This window comes from Alkalihalobacillus sp. CinArs1, from assembly GCF_947387515.1.
Taxonomy (GTDB): Bacteria; Bacillota; Bacilli; order Bacillales; family Guptibacillaceae; genus Guptibacillus.
This window is the reverse complement of record NZ_CANDOB010000002.1, coordinates 226,405-245,017: the sequence shown is the minus strand read 5'-3', so window position 1 is coordinate 245,017 and position 18,613 is coordinate 226,405. Positions and strand designations below refer to the sequence as shown.

Below are 18,613 nucleotides of genomic sequence, written 5' to 3'. Positions count from 1 at the left end.
CGTGGCACTTGCGATCGCAATGACCATTTCCTTATTCCTGATTCAGCTAACGATCTTCCATAGAAAAATGCGTAGCTTTCTCGAAAACTCCATCGTATTCTTCGGTGTTTCCATCTTTATCATGAATTACTTGACGATTATTACATGGAACATGAAATTTATCTCCACATCAGATGACAACACGTTATTTCTGACCTTTTTACTGCATCGGAATCTCATCACACCGTTAATCATTATTCTTTTCATCAATACAGTTAGCATGTTAACGAGTCGAAAAGCAAAGTTTGGCTTTTTTGCTTGTACCTTGCTAATCATGCATACCTTTAACTTAGGGTCCGTCTATCTTAAAGTTGAGGTATATAACGAATGGAACTTCTTTCTTGCGATCATGATGGACTGTATCCTTCTACTCATCGGCCTTGCTATGCTCAAATTCGTTATGATGCTTGGAAGGAGAGAGCACTATGAAGGTTTATGAACGGGCTTTTGACCTAAACGAATGGTTTGTTATTCTTAGCGTACTCGTTCTGTTTTTTTTACTTTTTTCCCTGCCAAAAATATTCTCTACATTAGAGACGATCGGATATAGTTTGTTCGGGTTATTCTTTGGAATGTTTAGTGACCAAACGCTAAGTGTTAGTGCATGGGACTTTTATGATGTAAATGATACTGCAGCCTATCAGGGAATCGATTTCTTAAGCTATGTGATGTACTGTCCTTATAGCTACTTCTTTGTTTACATTTATGTAAAACTAAACATCAAAGGCTTTTACTCGATTCTCTACATCGTCATTTGGACGGTCGTGTCGATGGTGATGGAGTGGATCGGGACGAAAATAGGCCTCTATCATTTTGACAAGGGCTACTCGATGGTTTGGTCTGTGCCGATCTATCTATTGTTTCAATCGATGCTGCTGACTTACTATCACTTAGTAAAAGCAAACTAGCGCTATCGATATTCACAGATCCCGCTCTCAAACGCCTCAACATCATTGTGTTCGATACCATGAAGAGCTTCCTGCAATGCGAACGTGTTTTTATAAAACGTCACGCGTTCTAGGAGGTCCTCCCTTTCAGAATAAAACGCAAGACACCTCTCTACGAATTCGTTTCCGTAGCTAGCTAAAAGCCCTGCAAAGTCATAGGCTGGATCTCCGATTTCCGTTTCCCCAAAGTCGATGATTCCCGTTATCTCACGTTTCTCAGGGTCCCACAAAATATTTGAAGCGCCAAAATCACCGTGAATCCGCTTCTTATGTACACGGGTCTCTTTCACTTTCTCTAGAAAGGATTCAAAAAGGTTCGAAACATCCTTTCTCGCATCTTCCCTCATATGTTGGAATAACAGGTTCTGTATCCTTACATATAGACTCTCAACCTCATGATGAATCGCTGCGTTGCTTTGTTCGATTGGAACCGAATGGAGCTTTGACAGAAATGTACCGAGCTGATTCGCTATTCTCTCTTTATCTTCCACAGTGATTTTCTGAAATTCTTCTTTCCAAAATGGTTCCCCTTCTATCAAGTCGTACCCCGCGAAAACCTTCCCAACCTCCTGCGTCTGTAACGACATATACGTAGGGAATGGAACGGGGAGCGTCACATGTTTTCTAACTTCTTCAAGGACCGCCGTTTCATTCTTCAGCGCTAGAATCCCTTCATCATACTTCGGAAACCTGAAGACAAGATTCTCGTTCACAATGACGACATCATTGTTTTGACCGATGGTGTTTAGTTCTAGCTTCGTTATCGTTAATTCTGGATATATCGCATTAATTTCACGCTTATAGTTAGATGTCATACCCTTTCCCCTATTCTTCACTAAGTAGTAAGATCATACCTATTCACAGCCCACAGGTTTACATTCAGTCTCTCTCGGTTATATATCCTGTGTGGCTAACATTACCAAATCACAACAGCACATCGAAAAACACTCTCATGTTTTTATCACTTCCATACGTGGAAAAAGAAACATGAAGACAAGTTGAAGGAGAGGATTATAATGAGTAAAGATCCAAAAAGTGCAGCAGCAGAAATGAATCAAGACAAGAAAGATGATATTCTAGAGAACTTCCAGCAATTCAAAGACTATCTTGGTGATCAAGTTCAAAAAGGTGAAAAACTTGGTCTTGGTGAAGAAGGGTTAACAAAAGGTGCTAAGCGTGTTGGTGACTACTTAGCAAAGCATGAAGATCCTCGAAACCGTGAGCAAAAAGTATTGAACGAGCTATGGAACGTAGCGAATGAAGAAGAACGTAAGCACATCGCTCATGTTCTCGTTAAGCTTACTGATGAAACAAACAAGTAAGTTGATTTCTTAAAGACCAGCACGTTATTGTGTGAAATAGAGTGTTACCATTTAAGGATGGTTCAACGAGCCCTGGCTCTCACTGGAGATGTGAGCCAGGGCTTTTTTATGCTAGCCATAAGTCTTTTGCTTGAGATTCAGATAAGCCAAGCACATTTGTAAAATAACCATGGAGCGGTGTAGATTGATCCCACATTCTATAACACGCGATCAGACTCGAAATGCGATGATCAAAATGGTTTTCCACTAACGACTTCACAACTTTTTTGCTTCGCCAGTAGTCATAAAAAGCACCAGCGTACCCATTTTTCTCGCCATATCGATAGCCCGCTTTTCCAAACTCACTCAAACAATACTCACCGAACTCTTCTTTGTAGCTCTCGATCAACATTTCCTCAACTTCTGAAGTTTCCTTAAACTTTTGTTCAGAGAACATGAGCTTACTTGGGATATATTCACAAAGCCCCTCTTCAAACCACATGTTCACGTTGTCACCCTCAAAATCATCGTGAAAGAAATCCGCGTGATGGGTCAATTCATGGGCAGCGATGGCTGCTACATCAAGATGATTAGTCGAAGAGTAGTACGCTTCGGCATGCTCCATCCCTTCTTTAACCGTTGATAAAAAGAGTTCCTTCCAAACCGCCGGATCAGGACTGAGATGGATGAGGTCTCGAGACGTATACGCTGGGATAGGGATATCAGAATATAGCTCGGTAGCTGACTTCAAATCGTGAAAGACGATTCCACGCGGTGCTTCGAACGATGTGATGTCTTTAAGTGCTACTGAAAACTCCTTCAACACCTCGATCACTTGTAAGCCTTGTGCTTCTATCGTTTCTACATTTAAGGTGTCGGTGACAGATATCGCATATTGCATGTCGTCTTCTCCTAACGCAGTGTTTTTCCAATTTTGGAAATAATAGTCTAACCGTAACATAAGAGGTGCGAACAAAAAAAGACACATCTCAAATTCCTCAGATGTGTAGATGGTGCTATGTGCAATTTAATCCACGAAGCGCATGCTGAACACTCGCCACAGTCTTTAAGTTGCCAATTTCTAACCCTGTATCCACTGCTTTATATACGAGCTCTGGCCGAAACCCTGTATAGGTGATAGACACACCGAGAAGTTCGATCACATCGTTCATTTTAAATAAAAACTCGGCGACCCGCTCGTTGATCGTATAGACACCAGATACATCGATGATCAGATGATCTAACTTTTTTTGGTGTACTTTGCTTGGGATATGATCTAAAACGTGGGCGATTCGCTCTTCATCGATCGCCCCGATAAGTGGGAGCACAGCGATGCCATCAAACACCGGAACGATTGGCATGCCGATTTCGTTGTATATTCTTTTATACTTCCGCTCAGCATCTTTACGTGTTGTGATGTTTCGGATGATCGTTTGAATTGCTGCAACATCCCCATATACGACCGAGTGACAGTATAACTCAACTTCGACAACCGTTCCGTCCTGCTTGAAGATCTCAGTTTCGATGGTTTCACTGATCTGCCTATCAATGGTCAATTTACGTATCTGGTCTTTTACAAACCCTCTTTGATCTGGCTTAAAGAAGTCCACGATATCCAGACCGATGATTGAATCTCTCGTCCCATTGAGTAAGTCTATTCCTGACTGATTAATATAAAGTATTTCATGATTTGAATGAATGACAGTCGCTTCGTTCGAGTACTCCAAGATTTGATTATAAACGAGTTCTTTTTGGACACCTGTTATGTTCCGAATGGCAGAATGTTGTTCCATATACCTCCTCCTTCTACAAGATCTCGCGAACGGCTACGGCTAAGAAGGTATCTAAATTGATTCATACAAGCAGACCGGTAACAAACCTCATTAACAACTCATTCGTCTTTGCTCGTCAAAAATCCTTTATTCTACAAAAATCTAGCGCTTTTTCCTGATGAGAAGTGAGATTCAGTCGAATGTTTGAACAACCTTTCCCTTTCCATTACGCGCTGTCATTTTTGCACGAGCACCGTTTATCAATGTGAGCTGTGGAGGAACATGACCACAGTCGATATCGTAAACTACAGGCACTCCGATTTCTTCCGCAAGCTGTTCATACACATCTTCAATGACATACCCATTCACTGGTTGATTCGCTGCACTCCTCCCAAACAAAATACCTGAGCAATGATCGAACCACCCTGCTAGTTTCATTTGAACTAGCGACCGTCTTACACTCGTTGTATTCAAATCACAGTTCTCGAAATACCAGAGGATTGGCTCATCTGAATGCGTTTCTCTAAATGACGCTACATCGCCATATGGCGTGCCGACGAGATGTGTGAGGATATCGAGGCACCCTCCAAGCAACCGTCCTTCTATCGAAACATCGTCTTCCGTTGATTTCCATTCAGTCTGTTCAGTCAAATGAAAGACACATGGAGATGGATTTTCGTGGTCCCATTCCTTCTGGTAGGCTTCAGAAGAATGTTGGACGACCATTTCACCTTTTTTCGTTTTCAAAACGGATTCCCACATTGCAGTTGTCGCGTCTTGATAGTCACCTCTTAAATCGATTAAGTTTGTTCCATGAGCTGTCGCAATACCTGTTTTCAATGTGATGGAAAACAACAGCGCGCTAACGTCTGAATAGCCGAGAATCCATTTCGGTTTGATGTTTTCAAATTCAATATGCTCGAGAATTTCGATCAATAGCTCTCCGCCCCAAGGTGGCACGATGAGGTCGATCTCCTCATCCTGCATCAGTCTATTAAATTCATCCGCTCGAACCTTCGCACTTGCTGACTTTGCCTTTTTCTGAGTCCAGACTGTCTCTCCACAGGAAACGTCATACCCTTTTGCTTCTACTTTTTCAATAGCTTCACGAAGAATCGTATGTAAGCTTTCTGGTACTCCAGAAGATGGAGCGGTCACTCCAATCTTTGCGCTATTTTTTAACGTTGGATACTGAATCATGATGCATCTTCCTCACTATTTGGTTTTGTGCATTCAATCATCTTCTATAAACAGCGCTCGTTTCCTTCCGATACATAAAAGAGTGTGGACGCATCCACACTCTAAGCGATTACTTTTCTTCAATCATCGTTAAATATTCTTTCACGACTTCATAAACATATTCCTGATTTGCTTCTGCGGTTTCAGGGTTATACGCACCGTCGTTTACTTTGTTGTTGGAAAGTACGCGAATGCCAAGAAAAGGAACATCATACGCTTTTGCAATCTGTGCGCCAGCCGCACCTTCCATCTCTTCTACTGAAGATCCGAAATTCTCATGAAACCAATTGATGCGATCCACTTCATTGTTCCATACATCTGCTGAACCGATCGTACCATCGACGATCTTTCCTTTTGTGTAGGTATCTTTTACCGCATGAGCAGCCTTTAGTAACGTTTTGTCACCTTCAAAATAACGGATGTTTTCTGCATCAGGATCTTCTCCCGCACTTCCTTCTGATGCCATCAAGTCCATCGGAATCCACTCTTTCGGTGAAATGCCTTCCCCTTCATCTTTGTTCGGTGTTTTCAATGAACCGAGATTGACAGTTCGTTCACCTAGAACGATATCAAAGACGTGAAGATCTGGATCATGCCCACCCGAAGTACCTTGGTTGATAATAGCGATCGGGTCATACTTTTCGATCGCTACAGCCGTTGCAGCCGCAGTATTCTCCATTCCTTTACCTGTCTTCGTGACGATCACAGGGTAACCGTCCAATGTTCCTTTATAAAACACAAATGAACCAGACTTTTCTTCTTTCACATCACTTAACTTACTAGCAAACTTCTCAGCTTCAATCGGCATTGGCCCTTGAACGATGAGAGGCTGCTTTTCATTCTCCTTAGCTGCTTCAGCCTCACTTTTCGTGGAAGAACTGCATCCTGCCATTACAGAAAGTACTAGTAATGAAACCATTGCGATCGCCATGTATCTTGCTTCTATTCTACGTTTCAATTGAAAACTCCCCTTTGTTGTTCGAATGATGTTGTCTTCTCCACTACTTCTACTGTGCTCCCCTCTAAGATGTTTAATGCACCGTTTTCTCCACAGAAAAAGGCCTAGAAATGTAGAGTGACATCTACCTTCTAGACCAACAAAGTCAAAGTATCAACAATAGAAATAACCATAGCAAAAAGAACACGGCTAGTACCGGCATATACTTTAACTCGTAGTCTAGTTCGTTTACGGGAACCAGGTAGAGACACTCAGACCATATTACTGAGGATATACGAGCAATGTTTTTAGTTGTTTACTGTGTAACTATATCAAAGGAGCAAAGGAAGTTCAACCTAAAAACGAACATTAAATGAAAACAATCATTTAATGTTCGTTTAAATAACGATAGACAATTCTCATTCTTCTAGCCGATCAAGGACTAAGTCTTTTATTTCAAGCATTTCTTCATCCTCTGGCCTGATCTCTAAATAAGCATTTACTTCTTCTAAAACTTTTTCATCCTGACCTTTATCGGAGTATATGTACATCTTGTTTAAATGAATTTCTGCTACAGGTATATTGTCATTTTCTATCGACTCATACACCTCTAGTGCTTCATCAAGCTGACCCGCTTCTTGTAATTCATATGCTTCAGTGAACTTTGGCTCCATGTAGGAAAAGTACACTTCTTCTTCTACAAACATGATTGAGAAAGAATAGATGAAGACGATTAGTACAAAAAGAATAGCTCTAAGCCAACTTACGCCCCCCTGCTTCCTTATGGCTGCCAAGCGTTCTTCACGATCAGGGTATTTTTCTTTCAATTTCTTTACTTGTTTAAGTACAAAATCAAAATACACTTTATTTGATAAGAGAGCGAACGCTATAAATATAGGTCCCATACTTGTACCCGAAATCGTCTTCTTAAAGTAAAGGATGGACAAAACATCGATCAAGACGATAACACCTAGTAACGAATAGGCATAAATGTTCATCTTACGGAATGCAAACCAAAACAGATTGAAAAGGAACGACGCCCAGTTCCATGAAATCTGCGATTTTTTGTTTGATAATTTGCTCCACTTCTTTTCGTAAACGTCTGATCTCTCTCCCGTATACTCAAGCACTTCTTCACGTAATTCTTCATCAAGGCTTTCAAACTTTATGTCTTTATCCTTTTTCTTCAACACACTTTTCCTCCGATCCAACTAGTTAACATACTTAAGGATACGTTAACAATTAGGAAGGGACAACCAATTTTACAAAAGTAAGTGAATCAAAAAGCCCATCACTTACTTTCATCACACCTTAAAAAAACAGTGACCACCATCATGGTGATCACCGCTTACATTACCAATCGAAATCCTTCATCTTCTTTTTTAATTCATACAAGAAACCTTGTTCAAACTCTATAAAAAAGTGTCCGTTATCTTTAGTTTCCCTTATCCCTTCGGACACTGAGATTGTTCTAACATCGTATTGGTAAGACGCATCCCACACCCCCGTAAAGTCCACTGAATCAATGTTTGTTCGTGCTTCTTTCGAGAGATATTCAAGCCCATCTTGCGTTAACCCATTCACAAAAATTTTCATAATATGATCGATTAACACTGACACTTGTTCATTACGTACATCTGATCCTAGAAGTGTAGCGATTTCTTCAGGTCCAAATCGATTCAAGCCTTTGGTTAGCTGAAGCTCGCTCCCGCTTGGGCCTGGGATTGTTGTAGCTTCCTCCACATCGTCCGTAATAACATCTCTTGGTTCAAGCAATTTCTGTATATCATTCCGATCGATAGAAACATAGTAATCTACTTCTACACTGAAATAATCCCCTAGCGTTTTGCTCGTCGCTTCAGGACCGGATCCATACGCATAGGCATGAGTGAGTTTGTCTTCACTAACTAGTTCTCCCCCTGGCTTTAGAATAGGAACTTTTAAACTGCGTGGCATGGCGATGACATTAATATTATTGGAAACTTTGTTAAAAGAAACTAGCAGGTTAGCATCCGTTCGGTCCGTAGAGTTTGTTACCATGACAACGATCGTAGTAATATCACTTCTTTCATTACTGCCCGTGACAATATCATCTTTTAAGATAAGGGGTGTCCCTTGATTACTGAGGAGAGAAGGTATGAGCAATATAAAACATATCGTTGCAACAAGTGCAGTCGCCGTAATAGGAAATAGTCTCCCTTTAAAAAAGGTTCGTTTATTTTTCTCTCCATTTCTGGCTTCAATATTCTTAAACACGTTTTGCCGATCCTGCTTTGTAAATTGAAGGTCCTTATCATTTTCACGGAGGGCTTCTTTCAATTGTTCATCATCCATACATCTCTGCCTCCTCCATCATTAATCTCAGCTTCTGCTTCCCTCTCCTCAATCTCGTTTTAACCGTGTTAGGCGTAATCGAGGTTATTTCTGCGATCTCTTCTATTTTTAGAGAATGATAGAAATAAAGAAAAATCACTTCCTTATACTTGATAGGGAGAGATAAGACGATCTCTTTAATTTCTTCGTTCGTCGATTGCTGAATCACTTTGTTTTCAACAGAAGCCTCAAATCCATTAGCTGTCTCTTGTATAAAATTAGATACCTGGAGCTTTCTGTATCCCCAACTTTTCACATAATCTTTGCACTCATTGATTGTTATTCTGTAGAGCCATGTTCTTAAAGCTGCGTCTTCACGAAAGGTATGAATTTTTTCATAGCATTTAATAAATACATTCTGCACAAGATCTTTTGAGGTATAAGTATCCTTTACATATGTATAAGCCAATCGTACAAGCTCATCTCCATAATCAATCATGATTTCTTCTAACATGGCGTCCTTCTCAACGTCTTTCATTTTAGCCCCTCTCTATCAAGTGATTTGTTCTTGAAGTTTGACGAGACCATCGATGAAATAGTTTCAAAGCGGATAAAATAAAATGACTTCCTAGGATTCGGAAGTCACTTATTTCGTATGCTTTTTCTTATGAAATAGATTCCAAGTATCGCGATTCCGAGTAAAGGAAGAATTGCGATGAGAAAAATACTTACTGCCCCCATCCCCAACTCCATTACCTCCTCTCAACTGACCTTCGCTTATTGTAAATCTCTAATACTTCTAGTACGAACAATTCATCATACCCTGTCCGTTTATGTATTCTAGCAGTCCATTCTTCGATACTAGTTAGGTCTGGTTCGTTATACAACCCCTCTGTCGTACTCATAAAACTACTCCAGTTATAAAACTCCCAATGAGCTGTCTCTTCTTTAAACGGGACCCTACACTCAAGTAATGGTACCGGTTTTATGAGGTGTTGGGAATGCTCTGCTGCACGTTTAAACTCTCCCATCTCAACCACTCTCGTATCATAAACCTGCTTCGAAACCTTGCCATTCGGTCTCTCGTAAAGAACAGTAAGCTGCTCATCATGAGGGCTCACCTGAATGCGCGCCCCTGGAAAAAAGCCATCAAGCTTTTCATTTGAATAATCCTCACATTCCGAGTCGATTAAGACAGGCTGTATCCATTGATCCCCAAGGTCACATAAATAGCGCCTCCCTCTTTCATCTACCGCAACGACAGCAACATGAGCATCTTCTGTATGTAAATCGTGTCCGATCGGATAGGCTTTCACACCACTTCTTTTAAACTCATCGAGCAACCAGTACGCGAGATCAAAGCAATTACCTGTAATGCCATATTGCGCTCGATGTTCTTTCATCAAAGCAACTTCTCGCTGCTTTTTCTTCGCTTTATCGAAATACCACACTTTCGTAAGTGTCTCCATCGGAAAGTCATCAAACGTTTCCCAGACGGTCATAATCTGTTCTGGCGCAATCATCGTTATCCCCCTTATTTTGTGCTAATCCATTATTTCCATAAAAGAGCGTATTCACCTCTTTTGTCGGTCACGGTCATACGTTTCTGCTTCGTCGAGATGATCGTCCGTCAGGTCATACCCGAGTTCATCGGAGTGACGATCAGGATGCCCAAGCCGATAAGAGTATCGATGGTAACGGATCTGCCTGCATACCAGGGCGATAAAACACCCTATTAGTGCGATGATTGTTACAGGTTCATAGCTTACTAAAAGCGATATCATTAAGATGAGAGCTGACGGCAAACCTATCATGTATTGGATCTTTTTTAAGTACCCCATTGGTAAAAACACCCTTTCATATTACTTGTACGTTATTTCCTTTTTAAATGTTTCACAAGGTATCTTCATTTCCAACCAACTGAAAGCTATACTAATAGGTAGAAAACGCGTTTAGCAGTCAGGAGAGAATGCCAATGAATCTTACATATGACGTGATCAGTCCTGAAGAAATCGAGTGCTGTCGAGAGATTTGTAACGAGCTGATGGTTTTCCAAAAATCAAAAGCGCACATCACCCCCGAATTATTCGATGACATGAGCTTTGAAACACGATTGGTTCCATCTGTGGAGAAAGCGGAGAAAAATTACATTGTCGTTGTAAAAGACGAAGAGGAGATCATAGGATATGTGTACTCGAACATTTCACGTAAAGAAGCGTATGATAATGACTTTGCGACTTTCTTTGATCTATCGTCAGTAAGTGGAGAATTTGTAGGTTGCTTATCTCAATTTTATATAAAAGATGGTTACCGACAGTATGGGGTTGGTTCTAAGCTTTTCGACATGTCGATGGAATGGCTGCGGAATGAAAAAGACGTTCAAGATCATTTTATCTTCGTATCGAATGGCAATCAAAATGCGCTAGACTTTTATCAGCGAAAAGGCTTTTTCATCAGTCACGATATCCTCGATGGATTTATTACCGTGTTACGGAATAATAAGACGGCAGTATAAAAATGATAGAGAAAAGCCACGCTTCGATCCATAGCTGCGCGGCTTTTTCGTTCTAAACGATATCGTTATCGTGTCACTCTACCTATTCTTCAACCACTTTCGCTACAATTTTCCCAGTAACATGACGTTCTGAGAGCTTTACGAGTGCTTCTGGCACTTCCTCTAATGAGATGACATGCTTAACCGTTGGATCAACATGGCCACCGAGTACGAGGTTCACCATTTCGTCTCCCATTCTAGCAAGATCTGCTTGTTCTTTCTTATTGTTTGAAGCATATACACCACCGAGTGCAATCTGGTGGAACGAGAGAGGGCGTGTAAAGGAAACGCCTCGAGAAAACTCAGGGACACCTGCGATATAGGCGATTTGACCGTTGAACGTTAGAGCATCGAGAGATTTCGTTGCATTCTCTGCGCTCACCGCGTCGAGCACTGCGTCGATCCCAACGCCGTCAGTAAGTTCCAAGCATTTTTCAACGAAATCTTCTTCCTTATAATCGATCACATAGTCCGCGCCTAGCTGCCTCACATACTCATGGTTGCTTTTTGAAGCGGTTGTGATGACGGTTAATCCCATATACTTCGCCATTTGAATTGCAAATCCGCCTACGCCACCAGCTCCAGCATGAATGAGGATCGTTTGACCTTTTTCAATGTGAAGCTTCCTGAAAAGGGATTGATACGCTGTGTATCCAGCGGTAGGAAGCGCAGCTGCGTCTTCAAATGAGATCGCATCAGGAAGTCTTGAAATCGTGTGAGCTGTCGTAATGGCATATTCTGCGAAGGCACCTTTCTTCATCAGATCACCATGGTAAACCACACGATCTCCTTTCTTCCACTCCGTCACGTCTTCACCAACTTCTTCAATGACCCCAGCTCCATCTAGACCTAAGATATGTGGATATTCCCAGTTTGGATTCCCGTTCGTTGCAGTCTTATAATCAACTGGATTCAATCCAACAGCATGAATCTTGACGAGGACTTCACCTTTTCCCGGTTTTGGTGTTTGGATCTCCTCCACCGTCATGCTGTCCCACTGGCCTTTTTCTTTAAGCAGTAACGCTTTCATGTATGAATCCTCCTTTTAAGTAACATGCGTTTTTATTTCAGCTTAAAGTATAGGCTTTATATGGGACTTTTAAAAATATCTTGCTTCTAACATAAAAAAGAGTAAGGAATCGATAACCAATTCCTCACTCTCATCAACACTTTTCACATTCATCCCATTTGATCTGTGATCAGCATGTGGCCAGGCGCGTGCGTGATCATAATCTCAGGTTTTGCGTTTAAGCCGACATACTGCGGTGTTACTCCACATGCCCAGAACACTGGGATTCGCTCTTCCGAATCAAAAGGCGTATACTCCCCGTAGTCTGGATTTTCAAAATCATGAATACCAATTTCAGAAGGGTCACCGATATGGACCGGAGCACCGTGTGCATCAGGAAATTCTGCCGTGATGCGCACCGCTTCGTCGAGCTCTTCCTTCTTGATCGCTCTCATGCTGACAACCATTCCTCCAGAGAAACGGCCTGCCTCTTTACATGCAATCGAGGTCTGGTACATTGGAACAACTTTCTTCATCTCTTGATGCAATAAGCTGATTCCTGCTTCCGCCAGAGCTTTCTCGAACGTAAAGCTACATCCGAGTAAAAACGTTACGAAGTCGTCACGCCAGTACTCCTTTAAGTTTAGCGCCTCCTCTTTCAAAGTTCCATTTTGATAGATACGGTATTTCGGAAGGTCAGTTCGAATATCTGCATCAGCAACATTCGGTTTTACCTGACCTGCTTCTAGCACATCTACTAATGGACAAGGCTTCGGATTCCGTTCGCAAAACTTAAGAAAGTCCGATGCGTATTCCTTAGGAAGTGTGATCATGTTTGCTTGTAAATACCCATCACACATGCCTGAAGTCGTTCCTTGATCCGTTTGATCTCTAAATCTTAGACGTTGTTCACTTGGTTTTAACATCGAGCTCACCTTCCTTTAAAGCTCATAAATTTCAAGAAACTTTGTATTAAAGTCACCTTCTACAAACTTTTCATGGTTTAATAGCTTTTGATGAAATGGAATCGTGGTCTTGATTCCTTTAATTTTAAATTCACTTAGTGCTCGCTTCATCCGCTGCATCGCTTCCTCACGTGTGGCACCATACGTGATAAGCTTCGCAACCATCGAATCGTAAAAAGGGGGGATAACATAGCCAGAATACATAGCTGAGTCAACGCGAACCCCAAAACCTCCAGGAGGCAAATAGGTCTCTACCTTTCCTGCAGAAGGCATAAAGTCACGATCTGGATCTTCTGCATTGATTCGACACTCCATCGACCAGCCTGTAAGGACGATATCATCCTGCTTAATCGGTAACACTTCGCCGTTCGCAACCTTGATCATTTCTTTGATCAAGTCCACTCCCGTGACCATTTCCGTTACCGGATGCTCCACCTGAATCCGTGTGTTCATTTCCATAAAGTAATACTTGCCGTCTTCATCATAAATAAATTCGACGGTGCCTGCACCTGAATAATTTACTGCCTTGGCAGCGCGAACGGCTGCTTCACCCATCTCGTTTCGAATCGACTTATCGAGCGCTGGGGACGGCGTTTCTTCTACAAGCTTTTGCATACGCCTTTGGATTGAACAATCACGCTCACCGAGATGAACGACGTTCCCGTGGTTATCTGCAAGAATTTGAATTTCAATATGCCGGAAGTTTTCGATGAACTTCTCTATGTAGACACCCGGGTTTCCAAACGCTTTTGCCGCTTCCTGCTGGGTCACATTGATGGCTTTAAGTAACTCCTCTTCCTCTCTTACGACACGGATCCCCTTTCCGCCACCACCAGCTGTTGCTTTAATAATAACGGGATAGCCCATCTCAGCTGCAAGTTCAACGGCTTGTTCGTTGTTTTTAATAATGCCGTTCGAACCTGGTACGACAGGAACACCTGCAGATTTCATCGTTTCTCTCGCAACATCTTTTGTTCCCATCTGATTGATCGCTTTACTACTCGGTCCAATAAACGTGATGTTATTGTCTTCGCAGATTTCTGCGAACGCTGCATTCTCCGATAAAAATCCGTAACCTGGGTGAATGGCGTCAACACCGCCGTTGATCGCTGCGGTCATGATGTTTGCCATATTCAAGTAGCTATCTTTCGAATAAGTCGGACCGATACAATAGCTTTCATCCGCTAGTTCCACATGAAGAGCGTCACGATCAGCCTCTGAATAGACTGCAACCGCTTCTAGGTCAAGTTCGTGACACGCACGTATGATGCGTACAGCAATTTCTCCACGATTTGCGACTAGTACTTTTTTAATCCCCATCTATGCTCTCTCCTATTCTGGTTTTACTTTGAATAGTGGCTGTCCGAAATCCACAAGGTCGCCATTGTTCGCAATGATCTCAACAACTTCGCCATCCACATCAGCGTGAACATCGTTGAACATCTTCATCGCTTCTAACACACATACGACCGTATCTTCTCGAACGGTATCTCCTACTTGAACAAACACATCTTCTTCAGGAGAAGGAGACGTGTAGAACATGCCGACCATTGGAGCCGTTACGGTATGAACATCGCTATCTGACTGTGCCTGAACTTGTTCTTCATCTCGATCGGATGACGGTTCTGCTTTCTTTGTCGTTGGCTTTTCTTCTTTCTTTTCCACTACACCGCTCTCTGACGTACCATAAGGATTTTGATTTTTCACCTTTACAACGAGCCCATCTTGCTCATAGTGCACTTCATCTACGGTTGTTCCGTCCATGTTTTTAATAATATCGATGATTTCTTTTGACTGTAGCATCTAGCATTCTCCTTTATCCCGACACTTTTTCTAACGTTCTCGTAAATCGATCGTGACGTTCATAGATTTCCTGTGCTTCCTCTACTGAGACTTTCTTAAATCGAATCTTGCAGCCTGGCATTGCCTGAGCAAGGGAAGGAATATCGCTCGCGATAACCGTCGCGATCCTCGTATACCCTCCAGTTGTTTGTCGATCGGACATCAGGATGATCGGTTCACCGTTTGCAGGAACCTGGATGCCACCGAGTGGGATCGCTTCTGAGATAATATCAGCAGACGTCTTATGTTCAAGCTGAGGCCCCGTGACTCTGTAGCCCATCCGGTCTGATTTCGGTGAAACTTCGTAGGCTGAAGATAAAAAGGTTTCTAGGGCATTATCCGTAAACGCCTGCTCATGAGGACCCATCACCACTCGAATCTCCATTTCTTTTTCATACGAAGGGATTTCATCATAGTGGAGTGCACGTCCACTTTTTCCTTCCATGGTATCAGCTCGTCTTAGAACATCTCCCTTTTCAAGAGCTCGCCCTTCAAAGCCGCCGATTCCCGCTTTCAGATACGTTGATTTACTGCCCATCACGACCGGGACATCGAACCCGCCCGCGACACTAATATATGCACGAGATCCTTCAACAGGCTGGCCAAATTGCAGCTTGTCTCCTTCTTTCACTTCAAAGCTCTTCCACATCGCCACTTTCTTACCGTTAACTGTAGGTGAAAGGTTTCCACCACAGATTGCGATCACAGCGTCACTTAAAACATCGAACTTCGGTCCCATAACGGTTACTTCTAGCACACCTTCGTCACCCGAGTTGCCGACTAGAAAATTAGCGATCTTCATCGAAAAAGAATCCATCGCGCCTGCTGCTACAATTCCGTACTGCTGGTACCCAGTTCGACCGTCGTCCTGAATCGTCGTTAGTAGACCAGGCTTTTTCACTTCAAAAAGGTCTTTAGGCATCTGCACTCACTCCAACAGGTTGTATTGTGATTCCTTCACTTTCTAATCGCTGTCTCAACATCTGTACGAAGCGAAGGGCTTCTGGTTCATCACCGTGTACACAGATCGTATCTGCTTCGATCGAAATGTCTTCCCCGTTCACTGCCTCTACTTTTTGCTCCTTCACCATTCGAATCACACGCTGAACAGCAAGGTCTGCATCGTGTATCATCGCGTTCGGTTCTGATCTAGGAGTTAACGAGCCATCAGGCTGATACGTACGATCCGCAAACACCTCTTGTGCTACCGTAAGACCAGCTTCTTTCCCTGCTTTTGCAAGCTCGCTTCCTGCTAATCCAAACAGAATGAGCTCTGGATCAACCGCTTTGACAGCGTTTGCAATCGCTTTGGCAATTGAAGGGTCTTTTCCTGCTTTATTATAAAGTGCACCGTGCGGCTTCACGTGCTGAACCCGTGCTCCGTGAACATTTGCGATACCTTTGATCGCACCGATCTGATACGCAACAAGGTTGAACACTTCATCTGCTGACATGTTCATGTCGCGGCGACCAAAACCACCAAGATCAGGAAATCCTGGATGTGCGCCAATCCCAACTTCGAGTAGATGAGCAAGTTCAACGGTTCTCATCATGACGTTGTGATCTCCTGCATGGTAGCCGCATGCGATGTTCGCTGAAGAGATAAATTTCAGCACATTCTCATCGTTTCCGATCGTATAAGCTCCAAAGCTTTCGCCTAAATCACTATTCAAATCAACTGATTTCATGATGTGATCCCCACTTTCTTTTCCTCTGTTTCTACTACATACTCTCCACGTTCTATTGCTTCCTCGATTTCTTTGTATTCTTCTTTAGTGATCGACACGAAGCGCAAGTAGTGCCCTGACTCTAGTAAGATTGGAGACTCACTTTCAGGGTCATAGAGTTTCACTGGCGTTCTCCCGATGATCTGCCATCCTCCTGGAGACTGAAGCGGATAAATACCCGTTTGCGATCCTGCGATTCCTACAGACCCTGGTGCGATAGCAGCACGAGGGTTCTCTCGTCTAGGCGTTGCGATTTCTTCAGGCATACCACCTAAATAAGGGAAGCCTGGCACAAATCCCATCATGTAGATGAGATAATCTTTTCCTGAATGACTTTCGATGACTTCTTCTTCTGTTCGACCATTGTGTTCTGCAACGAATGGGAGATCTTCGCCCCCGTAATACGTTGGGATGATATAAACAAGAGAAGCAGATTCTGCTTCTCTTCCTTGTTGTTTTTCACTGATCTCTTCTAGCTTCTTTCGTAATGAACCGTATGAAAGTTTCGTAGGAAGATAATAAATCGTTAATGTTGTGTAGGCTGGCACCCACTCAACAACACCGTCGATCGGATGATCTGTTAAATAATCCGCAAACATTCTTATCTTCTGATTCGTTTCTTCCGTTATTTCGGAACCGAATACAAGCTGAATGCCCGTATCCCCGAGTGGATGATAATCAAGTTTCACGCATGTTCCTCCTATCGATTAAGCAAAGAGTTGTGGAATTTTATCAATAAGCGTCACGATCGCTAAATATGCTGTGATTACGAAGACAAAGCCTCCGAAGATCGTTAACCATAGTGGATGCTTGTAATCACCTACGATCGATTTCTTGTACGCTGCGATGAGAAGTGTTCCAAGTGCTACAGGTAAAATCAATCCGTTGAATGCACCTGCAAGAATGAGTAACAGAACCGGCTTTCCGATGAATGCAAAGATGATCGTCGAAACGGCGATAAATCCGATCGTTACGCCCGAATGATGCTTATCGACTTTTTTAGAAAGTGTTCTTAAAAATGACACGGACGTGTATGCTGCACCAACAACTGACGTGATTCCAGCTGCCCAAAGGACGATACCAAACATCTTATACCCGATTGCGCCCGCCGCATGTTGGAAAACAGAAGCAGGTGGGTTCGCTGGATCAAGTGCAAAACCAGCTGTTACGACGCCAAGTACGGCGAGGAATAGAAATACTCGCATGATCGATGCGATCAAGATACCTGAGACAGAGCTTTTCGTTACCTGGTGAAGGTTTTCTTTCCCTGAAATCCCAGCATCAAGAAGTCTGTGACCACCAGCAAACGTAATATAACCACCGACCGTTCCACCTACTAACGTGATGATGGCAAACACATCGATTGTGGTCGGCGCGAACGTATGAACAACAGCGTCGCCAACCGGTGGATTACTTTGGAACGCGACATAAAGTGTAAGCAGAATCATAACGCCACCTAGTAGACGTGCGATCTTATCCATCGCGATTCCCGCTTCTTTCGATAAGAAGATTCCGATCGTAATCACACCCGTGATCGCTGCTCCGATACGTGGATCGATTCCGAACAAGACGTTCATTCCGAGTCCAGCACCACCAACGTTACCGATATTAAATGCGAGTCCACCAAGTGCGACTGCAAATGCTAGAAAGTAACCGAGTCCCGGTAGAACCATATTCGCAATATCCTGTCCTTTGCGTTTCGATACTGCGATGATTCGCCAGATGTTCGCCTGAACACCAATATCAAGAATGATCGACATTAAGATAACAAAACCAAAGCTTGCGAGTAGCTGTTCTGTAAACACAGCCGTTTGTGTTAGAAATCCTGGACCGATTGCTGATGAACCCATCAGGAATGCGGCACCAAGAATGACTCCCCACTTGCTTTTTGTTGGACGATTTTGTTCTAAGTCTACTGTTTCAAGGGGCTGTTCTTTTTTGATACCCATCGTCTTCCTCCTTCAAAAA

At 42.8% G+C, this 18,613-nt stretch carries 22 protein-coding genes and 1 riboswitch; of the genes, 4 read left to right on the top strand and 18 right to left on the bottom strand.

Annotated features, from left to right (window positions below; genetic code table 11):
- Window position 1 precedes the first annotated feature (1 nt).
- The gene (locus PFZ69_RS09715) at window positions 2-478 is read left to right on the top strand and encodes a hypothetical protein (protein WP_270180880.1); all 477 of its coding nucleotides are present in this window, start codon (window positions 2-4) and stop codon (window positions 476-478) included.
- Window positions 465-947, top strand: coding sequence for a hypothetical protein (locus PFZ69_RS09710; protein WP_270180879.1), 483 nt, complete (start codon window positions 465-467; stop codon window positions 945-947). Before PFZ69_RS09715 ends, PFZ69_RS09710 begins: the two co-directional genes overlap by 14 nt.
- Window positions 948-949: 2 nt before the next feature.
- Here PFZ69_RS09710 and PFZ69_RS09705 read toward each other — a convergent pair whose 3' ends face one another.
- Entirely contained in the window at window positions 950-1,801 is an 852-nt protein-coding gene (locus PFZ69_RS09705) for a phosphotransferase family protein (protein ID WP_270180878.1), read from the bottom strand.
- A gap of 201 nt (window positions 1,802-2,002) precedes the next feature.
- On the opposite strand from PFZ69_RS09705, the gene PFZ69_RS09700 reads away from it, so the two are divergent.
- Window positions 2,003-2,308: a DUF3243 domain-containing protein gene (locus PFZ69_RS09700; RefSeq protein WP_270180877.1), complete on the top strand. Its 306-nt coding sequence runs from the start codon at window positions 2,003-2,005 to the stop codon at window positions 2,306-2,308.
- 106 nt (window positions 2,309-2,414) lie between these two features.
- Here PFZ69_RS09700 and PFZ69_RS09695 read toward each other — a convergent pair whose 3' ends face one another.
- The 9 genes from PFZ69_RS09695 to PFZ69_RS09655 all read right to left on the bottom strand — a co-directional run bounded on the left by PFZ69_RS09695 (window position 2,415) and on the right by PFZ69_RS09655 (window position 10,389).
- A complete protein-coding gene (locus PFZ69_RS09695; RefSeq protein WP_270180876.1) occupies window positions 2,415-3,188 on the bottom strand; it encodes a hypothetical protein in 774 nt (257 codons plus the stop codon).
- A 115-nt stretch (window positions 3,189-3,303) separates the two neighbouring features.
- Window positions 3,304-4,080: a PAS domain S-box protein gene (locus PFZ69_RS09690; protein ID WP_270180875.1), complete on the bottom strand. Its 777-nt coding sequence runs from the start codon at window positions 4,078-4,080 to the stop codon at window positions 3,304-3,306.
- Between the two features lie 171 nt (window positions 4,081-4,251).
- Window positions 4,252-5,259, bottom strand: coding sequence for a S66 family peptidase (locus PFZ69_RS09685; protein WP_270180874.1), 1,008 nt, complete (start codon window positions 5,257-5,259; stop codon window positions 4,252-4,254).
- A gap of 109 nt (window positions 5,260-5,368) precedes the next feature.
- A complete protein-coding gene (locus PFZ69_RS09680) occupies window positions 5,369-6,229 on the bottom strand; it encodes a 5'-methylthioadenosine/S-adenosylhomocysteine nucleosidase (protein WP_442865177.1) in 861 nt (286 codons plus the stop codon).
- 222 nt (window positions 6,230-6,451) lie between these two features.
- A riboswitch (purine riboswitch) is annotated at window positions 6,452-6,554 on the bottom strand.
- 100 nt (window positions 6,555-6,654) lie between these two features.
- Window positions 6,655-7,428 (bottom strand): DUF2628 domain-containing protein, encoded by a 774-nt coding sequence (locus PFZ69_RS09675; RefSeq protein WP_270180872.1) that lies wholly within the window; start codon window positions 7,426-7,428, stop codon window positions 6,655-6,657.
- A 160-nt stretch (window positions 7,429-7,588) separates the two neighbouring features.
- Complete coding sequence (locus PFZ69_RS09670) at window positions 7,589-8,569, bottom strand: LCP family glycopolymer transferase (protein WP_270180871.1); 981 nt, start codon at window positions 8,567-8,569, stop codon at window positions 7,589-7,591.
- Window positions 8,562-9,086 (bottom strand): sigma-70 family RNA polymerase sigma factor, encoded by a 525-nt coding sequence (locus PFZ69_RS09665; protein ID WP_270180870.1) that lies wholly within the window; start codon window positions 9,084-9,086, stop codon window positions 8,562-8,564. Before PFZ69_RS09665 ends, PFZ69_RS09670 begins: the two co-directional genes overlap by 8 nt.
- A 214-nt stretch (window positions 9,087-9,300) precedes the next feature.
- Complete coding sequence (locus tag PFZ69_RS09660; protein ID WP_270180869.1) at window positions 9,301-10,071, bottom strand: hypothetical protein; 771 nt, start codon at window positions 10,069-10,071, stop codon at window positions 9,301-9,303.
- Window positions 10,072-10,122: 51 nt separating this feature from the next.
- A complete protein-coding gene (locus tag PFZ69_RS09655; RefSeq protein ID WP_270180868.1) occupies window positions 10,123-10,389 on the bottom strand; it encodes a hypothetical protein in 267 nt (88 codons plus the stop codon).
- A 134-nt stretch (window positions 10,390-10,523) separates the two neighbouring features.
- Between PFZ69_RS09655 and PFZ69_RS09650 the strand changes: the two genes are divergently transcribed.
- Window positions 10,524-11,063: a GNAT family N-acetyltransferase gene (locus tag PFZ69_RS09650; protein WP_270180867.1), complete on the top strand. Its 540-nt coding sequence runs from the start codon at window positions 10,524-10,526 to the stop codon at window positions 11,061-11,063.
- An 82-nt stretch (window positions 11,064-11,145) separates the two neighbouring features.
- On the opposite strand, the gene PFZ69_RS09645 is transcribed toward PFZ69_RS09650, so the two are convergent.
- The 8 genes from PFZ69_RS09645 to PFZ69_RS09610 form a co-directional block, all read right to left on the bottom strand.
- The gene (locus PFZ69_RS09645; RefSeq protein ID WP_270180866.1) at window positions 11,146-12,132 is read right to left on the bottom strand and encodes a zinc-binding dehydrogenase; all 987 of its coding nucleotides are present in this window, start codon (window positions 12,130-12,132) and stop codon (window positions 11,146-11,148) included.
- 149 nt (window positions 12,133-12,281) lie between these two features.
- Window positions 12,282-13,037: a putative hydro-lyase gene (locus PFZ69_RS09640; protein WP_270180865.1), complete on the bottom strand. Its 756-nt coding sequence runs from the start codon at window positions 13,035-13,037 to the stop codon at window positions 12,282-12,284.
- A gap of 15 nt (window positions 13,038-13,052) precedes the next feature.
- Window positions 13,053-14,396, bottom strand: a complete 1,344-nt coding sequence (gene accC / locus PFZ69_RS09635; RefSeq protein ID WP_270180864.1) for an acetyl-CoA carboxylase biotin carboxylase subunit — start codon at window positions 14,394-14,396, stop codon at window positions 13,053-13,055.
- Window positions 14,397-14,408: 12 nt separating this feature from the next.
- On the bottom strand, window positions 14,409-14,879 hold the full coding sequence (accB, locus tag PFZ69_RS09630) for an acetyl-CoA carboxylase biotin carboxyl carrier protein (RefSeq protein WP_270180863.1): 471 nt from the start codon (window positions 14,877-14,879) through the stop codon (window positions 14,409-14,411).
- 13 nt (window positions 14,880-14,892) lie between these two features.
- Window positions 14,893-15,840: a biotin-dependent carboxyltransferase family protein gene (locus tag PFZ69_RS09625; protein ID WP_270180862.1), complete on the bottom strand. Its 948-nt coding sequence runs from the start codon at window positions 15,838-15,840 to the stop codon at window positions 14,893-14,895.
- Window positions 15,833-16,606, bottom strand: coding sequence for a LamB/YcsF family protein (locus PFZ69_RS09620; RefSeq protein ID WP_270180861.1), 774 nt, complete (start codon window positions 16,604-16,606; stop codon window positions 15,833-15,835). Before PFZ69_RS09620 ends, PFZ69_RS09625 begins: the two co-directional genes overlap by 8 nt.
- Complete coding sequence (gene pxpB, locus PFZ69_RS09615; RefSeq protein WP_270180860.1) at window positions 16,603-17,334, bottom strand: 5-oxoprolinase subunit PxpB; 732 nt, start codon at window positions 17,332-17,334, stop codon at window positions 16,603-16,605. The genes PFZ69_RS09620 and pxpB overlap by 4 nt, the downstream gene beginning before the upstream one ends.
- A gap of 18 nt (window positions 17,335-17,352) precedes the next feature.
- Window positions 17,353-18,594: an NRAMP family divalent metal transporter gene (locus PFZ69_RS09610; RefSeq protein WP_442865141.1), complete on the bottom strand. Its 1,242-nt coding sequence runs from the start codon at window positions 18,592-18,594 to the stop codon at window positions 17,353-17,355.
- Window positions 18,595-18,613: the final 19 nt, after the last annotated feature.

Excerpts from the sequence above, each read along its gene's own strand:
- PFZ69_RS09685 (WP_270180874.1), bottom strand. The coding sequence starts at position 5,259 with ATGATTCAGTATCCAACGTTAAAAAATAGCGCAAAGATTGGAGTGACC.
- PFZ69_RS09625 (WP_270180862.1), bottom strand. The coding sequence starts at position 15,840 with ATGCCTAAAGACCTTTTTGAAGTGAAAAAGCCTGGTCTACTAACGACG.
- accB (WP_270180863.1), bottom strand. The coding sequence starts at position 14,879 with ATGCTACAGTCAAAAGAAATCATCGATATTATTAAAAACATGGACGGA.
- PFZ69_RS09660 (WP_270180869.1), bottom strand. The coding sequence starts at position 10,071 with ATGATTGCGCCAGAACAGATTATGACCGTCTGGGAAACGTTTGATGAC.
- PFZ69_RS09645 (WP_270180866.1), bottom strand. The coding sequence starts at position 12,132 with ATGAAAGCGTTACTGCTTAAAGAAAAAGGCCAGTGGGACAGCATGACG.
- PFZ69_RS09705 (WP_270180878.1), bottom strand. The coding sequence starts at position 1,801 with ATGACATCTAACTATAAGCGTGAAATTAATGCGATATATCCAGAATTA.
- PFZ69_RS09620 (WP_270180861.1), bottom strand. The coding sequence starts at position 16,606 with ATGAAATCAGTTGATTTGAATAGTGATTTAGGCGAAAGCTTTGGAGCT.
- PFZ69_RS09610 (WP_442865141.1), bottom strand. The coding sequence starts at position 18,594 with ATGGGTATCAAAAAAGAACAGCCCCTTGAAACAGTAGACTTAGAACAA.
- PFZ69_RS09665 (WP_270180870.1), bottom strand. The coding sequence starts at position 9,086 with ATGAAAGACGTTGAGAAGGACGCCATGTTAGAAGAAATCATGATTGAT.
- PFZ69_RS09640 (WP_270180865.1), bottom strand. The coding sequence starts at position 13,037 with ATGTTAAAACCAAGTGAACAACGTCTAAGATTTAGAGATCAAACGGAT.
- PFZ69_RS09680 (WP_442865177.1), bottom strand. The coding sequence starts at position 6,229 with ATGGCGATCGCAATGGTTTCATTACTAGTACTTTCTGTAATGGCAGGA.
- accC (WP_270180864.1), bottom strand. The coding sequence starts at position 14,396 with ATGGGGATTAAAAAAGTACTAGTCGCAAATCGTGGAGAAATTGCTGTA.
- PFZ69_RS09655 (WP_270180868.1), bottom strand. The coding sequence starts at position 10,389 with ATGGGGTACTTAAAAAAGATCCAATACATGATAGGTTTGCCGTCAGCT.
- PFZ69_RS09670 (WP_270180871.1), bottom strand. The coding sequence starts at position 8,569 with ATGGATGATGAACAATTGAAAGAAGCCCTCCGTGAAAATGATAAGGAC.
- PFZ69_RS09700 (WP_270180877.1), top strand. The coding sequence starts at position 2,003 with ATGAGTAAAGATCCAAAAAGTGCAGCAGCAGAAATGAATCAAGACAAG.
- PFZ69_RS09695 (WP_270180876.1), bottom strand. The coding sequence starts at position 3,188 with ATGCAATATGCGATATCTGTCACCGACACCTTAAATGTAGAAACGATA.
- PFZ69_RS09690 (WP_270180875.1), bottom strand. The coding sequence starts at position 4,080 with ATGGAACAACATTCTGCCATTCGGAACATAACAGGTGTCCAAAAAGAA.
- PFZ69_RS09650 (WP_270180867.1), top strand. The coding sequence starts at position 10,524 with ATGAATCTTACATATGACGTGATCAGTCCTGAAGAAATCGAGTGCTGT.
- PFZ69_RS09710 (WP_270180879.1), top strand. The coding sequence starts at position 465 with ATGAAGGTTTATGAACGGGCTTTTGACCTAAACGAATGGTTTGTTATT.